Annotated in this window: 1 protein-coding gene; it reads left to right on the forward strand. The window is 67.5% G+C overall.

Annotated elements, in window-relative coordinates; genetic code table 11:
* Nucleotides 1-15 precede the first annotated feature (15 nt).
* A partial coding sequence (locus tag ABZY31_RS31045) for an amino acid adenylation domain-containing protein (RefSeq protein WP_356417001.1) occupies nucleotides 16-5,185 on the forward strand: 5,170 nt, incomplete at its 3' end.

Genomic DNA, 5,185 nt, shown 5'->3' on the forward strand with positions numbered 1-5,185 from the left:
CCTTCGGCTGTCGTGGTGCTGGATGTTCTGCCGGTGACGGTGAACGGCAAGCTCGACCGCAAGGCGCTGCCCGTCCCGGAGTACACCGCCGGGTCGGGTCGTGGGCCGGCCAATGCACGCGAAGAGGTGTTGTGTGCTGTCTTTGCGCAGGTTCTCGGTCTCGACAGCGTGGGTGTCGATGATGACTTCTTCGCCCTCGGCGGCCACTCGCTCATGGCGGTTCACTTGGTGCAGGCGCTGCGCGAGCGCGGAGTTTCGATCTCGGTGCGGGCGCTGTTCCAGACCCCGACGGTGGCCGGCCTCGCGACGGCGACCGCGGGCGTCCAGGTGGAGGTCCCGCCGAACCTGATCCCTGCCGGCGCGCGGGAGATCACGCCGGGCATGCTTCCGCTGGTCGAGCTGTCCGGGGAAGACATCGAACGGATCACCACGGCTGTCGAAGGCGGTGCGGCGAACATCGCCGACATCTACCCGCTCGCCCCCCTCCAGGAGGGTCTGCTCCTTCATCATCTGATGGCTGATGGTGGTGCGGATGCGTACGTGCTCCGGATGGTGGCCGAGTTCGACTCCCGGGATCGGTTGAATGGTTTCACCAGCGCGTTGCAGCAGGTCATCGACCGGCACGATGTCCTCCGCACGGCCATCGTGTGGCAGGGCCTGCGGGAGCCGGTTCAGGTGGTGCGGCGCCACGCGGTCCTCCCGGTGACCGAAGTGGCACTGGACCCGCAGGACGCGGACCCGGTGGCCTCGTTGGTTGCCGCCGGTGGGGCGTCCATGGATCTGGGCCGGGCGCCGCTGATCAGCCTGCACATCACGCCGGCTGAGCCCGGCAGTGAACGCTGGCTCGGGCTGGTGCGGGTGCACCACATCGTGCAGGACCACACGGCGGTGGAGGTGCTCTTCGAGGAGATCGCCGCCTTCATGGCCGGCAGCGGTGAGGTGCTTCCGGTACCGCTGCCGTTCCGCAATTCTGTGGCGCAGGCGCGTGGAGGGGTGACACGTGCGGAGCATGAGGGTTACTTCGCCGGGCTGCTGGGTGATGTGACCGAGCCGACGGCGCCGTTCGGTCTCGTTGATGTGCGTGGTGACGGTACGAATGCGGCGCAGGCGCTTTTGGGGTTCGCTCCCGAGGTGACGGGGCGTCTGCGTGAGGTATCGCGGCGGCTGGGTGTGAGCGCGGCGACTGTTCTGCATGTGGCCTGGGCTCGGGTCCTGGGTGCGGTCAGCGGCCGTGACGATGTGGTGTTCGGGACGGTGCTGTTCGGCCGGATGAATGCCGGTGATGGTTCGGACCGGGTGCTGGGTCCGTTCATGAACACATTGCCCGTGCGGGTCCGTGTGGGTGAGGTGGGTGCGCTGGCGGCGGTGTCCGGCATGCGGGATCAGCTTGCGGAACTTCTTGAGCACGAGCACGCGCCGCTGGCCCTGGCTCAGCAGGCCAGCGGTGTCACGGGTGATCTCCCACTGTTCACCGCACTGTTCAACTACCGGCACAACACCGGTCCTCGCCCGGGCGAGGACCTGGCCGGCGTCAGAATTCTCCTGGCGCAGGAGCGCACCAACTACCCGCTCTCCCTGTCGGTTGATGACAACGGTGACGGGCTTGCCCTCGCAGTCGACGCAGTGTCCCCCCTCGATCCCCAGGCGATTGGCCGTCTGATGCGTGCCACCACCACCAGCCTCGTGGTGGCTCTGGAAGAGGCGCTGAGCAGCGACGCAGATCTGCCGCTGGTTGCCGTGGACGTACTCGACGACGGCGAACGTCGACGGATGCTCACCGACTGGAACGACACAGCACTCGACATCGAGCCGACCACGGTCGCGGACCTGTTCGAAGCCCAGGTCGAGCAGGCGCCGAAGGCAACCGCACTCGTCGCACCCGGCATCGAGATGTCGTACCAGGAACTGGACCAGCGGGCGAACAAGCTGGCCCGGCATCTGATGGCCATCGGCGTAGGGCCCGAGTCTCTGGTGGGCGTGTGCCTGGAGCGCGGCGTCGAGGCGGTGGTCGCGGTTCTCGGCGTGCTGAAGGCCGGTGGGGCGTACCTGCCCCTCGACCCTGAATATCCGGCGGACCGGATCGCCTACATGGTCGAGGACGCGGCGCCGGTGGTGGTGCTCGCCTCGCACGGGACCATGGGTGTGGTTCCGGCGAATGTCACGCAGCTACTGGTGCACGACCCGGCGCCGACTGCCCTGGACGCGAGCGTGCCCCCTCGCGCGGGGGCGATGCCGCAGCATCCGGCGTACGTGATCTACACCTCGGGTTCGACCGGACGCCCGAAGGGGGTGCTCGTGTCGCATGTGGGCGTGGCCAGCATGGTGGCGGGCCATGCCCGGAATCTCGGCGTCGGTCCGTCCAGTCGTGTGGGGCACTTCGCCTCGCTCAGTTTCGATGCCTTCTGCTGGGAACTGTTCATGGCGCTGCTGTCCGGTGCCGCACTGGTGGTGATCCCGCAGCAACGACGCCTCGGCAGCGCGCTGGCGGGATACCTGACCGAGCAGCGGGTGACGCATGTGACGTTGCCGCCGGCGGTGCTGCCGGGGATGGACATGTCATCGATCAGTACCGACATGGTGCTGGTCGTGGCGGGCGAGGCCTGCCCGCCCGAGGTGATGGCGCACTGGGCACGGGACCGGACGATGTTCAACGCCTACGGTCCGGCGGAGACGACCGTGGATGCGACGGTGTGGCGGTGTGACCCCCAGGCAGCCGAGGTGGCGATCGGAACGCCCGTCGTCAATACGCGGGTATTCGTACTGGACGAGCGGCTCCGCCCGGTGCCGGTGGGTGTGGCAGGCGAACTGTACGTCGCGGGTGCGGGGCTTGCGCGGGGGTATCTGGGGCGTCCGGGCCTCACAGCGGAGCGGTTCGTTGCCAACCCCTTCGGCGATCCGGGCGAGAGGTTCTACCGCACCGGCGACCAGGCCCGCTGGACGGCGGATGGACGGCTGGTCTTCGCGGGACGCAGCGATGAGCAGGTGAAGGTCCGTGGTTTCCGGATCGAGCTGGGTGAGGTCCAGTCCGTGGTGGCGGCGCATCCCGGCGTTGCGCAGGCCGCGGTGGTGGCGCGTGAGGACGTGCCGGGGGACAAGCGTCTGATCGCCTACGTGGTCGCGGCCGACGGTATGGGTGAGCTCGCTCTCTCGGTCCGGGACTTCGTCGGCGAGCGACTGCCGGCCTACATGGTTCCGTCGGCTGTGGTGGTGCTGGACGCGCTGCCGCTCTCGGTGAACGGGAAGCTGGACCGCAAGGCACTGCCGGCCCCGGAATATGTGTCGGGTTCTGGCCGCGGGCCGGGCAATGCCCGCGAGGAGGTCCTGTGCGCGGTCTTCGCCGACGTACTGGGTATGGACGGTGTCGGTGTCGATGACGACTTCTTCGCTCTGGGCGGTCATTCGCTGCTGGCGATCCGGCTGGTGGAGGGGCTGCGTGAGCGTGGAGTCTCGGTGTCTGTGCGGGCACTGTTCCAGTCGCCGACGCCGGCGGGGCTTGCTGCCTCGGCAGTGGGCGGGGAGCAGGTGGTCGTTCCGGAGAACCTGATTCCCGCGGACGCGGTGGAGATCACGCAGCGGATGCTGCCACTGGTCGAGCTGAGTGCTGAAGAGATCGATGGGATCGTGGCGTCGGTGGATGGCCGCGCTGCGAACGTGGCCGACATCTATCCGCTCGCTCCACTGCAGGAGGGACTGCTCTTCCACCACCTGCTGGCCGAGGGAGGTGATGACACCTATGTGATTCCCTCGGTCCTGGAATTCGACTCCCGTGCGTTGCTGGACGGGTTCCTGGGAGCGCTCCAGCAGGTGGTGGACCGCCACGACATCCTGCGTACGTCGATCGTGTGGGAAGGCCTGCGCGAACCGGTCCAGGTCGTCTGGCGGCGAGCAGAACTCCCGGTCCGGGAAATGTCTCTGGACCCTCGGGGCGGTGACTTGGCCGATCAGCTGCTAGCGGCCGGTGGCTTGTCCATGGATCTGGGGCGGGCGCCCCTGATCGATGCGCATGTGGCTGCCGGGACGGGATCGGATCGGTGGCTGGTGCTTCTGCGGATGCACCACATGGTTCTTGATCACACGGCGTTGGAGGTGCTCCTGGATGAGGTTCAGGAAATCCTCGGCGGGCGGACGGATGAGTTGGCGGTGCCGTTGCCGTTCCGCAATTTTGTGGCGCAGGCGCGGGGTGGGGTGGCGCGTGTTGAGCATGAGGACCATTTCGCTGCGCTGTTGGGTGATGTGAGCGAGCCGACGGCTCCGTTCGGACTGGTAGATGTCCGGGGTGACGGTGCGGGTGCGATCCAGCGGCGTGTGCGATTGGCGGACGGATTGAACGGTCGCCTGCGGGGGGTTGCGCGGCGGTTGGGCACGAGTCCGGCGACGGTGATGCACGTGGCATGGTCGCGGGTGGTCGCGGCGGTGAGCGGCCGTGCTGATGTGGTGTTCGGGACGGTGTTGTTCGGCCGGATGAACGCGGGCACGGGCTCGGACCGGATCCCCGGTCCGTTCATCAACACGCTTCCGGTCCGTATGCGTACCGATGAGCTGGGTGTGCTGGAGTCGGTCACGGCGATGCGTGATCAGCTCGCGGGGTTGCTGGAGCATGAGCATGCGCCGTTGGCTTTGGCACAGCGGGCCAGTGGGGTGGCGGGTGACAGGCCGCTGTTCACATCGATCCTCAACTACCGGCACAACACGGCCCCTTCTGATGAGGGGCTGGGTGGTGAGGCTGCGGGGTTCCGGATGATCTACGCGCGGGCTCACACGAACTTCCCGTTGTCGGTGGCTGTTGATGACGATGGGGACGGCTTCGGGCTGGCGGTCGATGCGCTGGCGCCCATCGATCCGGATGTGGTGGCCGGTTTGGTTCAGACGGCGACGGAGAGTGTGGTTGCTCTGCTGGAGTCGGTGCTGGAGAGCGGCTCCGACGTGCCGTTGACCGGCGTGGACGTGCTGGGTTCGGAGGAGTTGCGGACGGTTCTGTCGGGGTGGAATGACACCGCCACTGAGGTGTCGGGTGTGTCAGTGGTGGGGTTGTTCGAGGCGCAGGTGGTGCGGTCGCCGGATGCGGTGGCGGTGGTGGCTGATGGTGTGGGGGTGTCGTTCGCGGAGCTGGATGTGCGGGCGAACCGGCTGGCTCACTATCTGGTGTCGCAGGGTGTGGGTGCGGAGTCGGTGGTGGGTTTGTGTC

This window comes from Streptomyces sp. NPDC006529, assembly GCF_040611795.1.
Classification (GTDB): domain Bacteria; phylum Actinomycetota; class Actinomycetes; order Streptomycetales; family Streptomycetaceae; genus Streptomyces.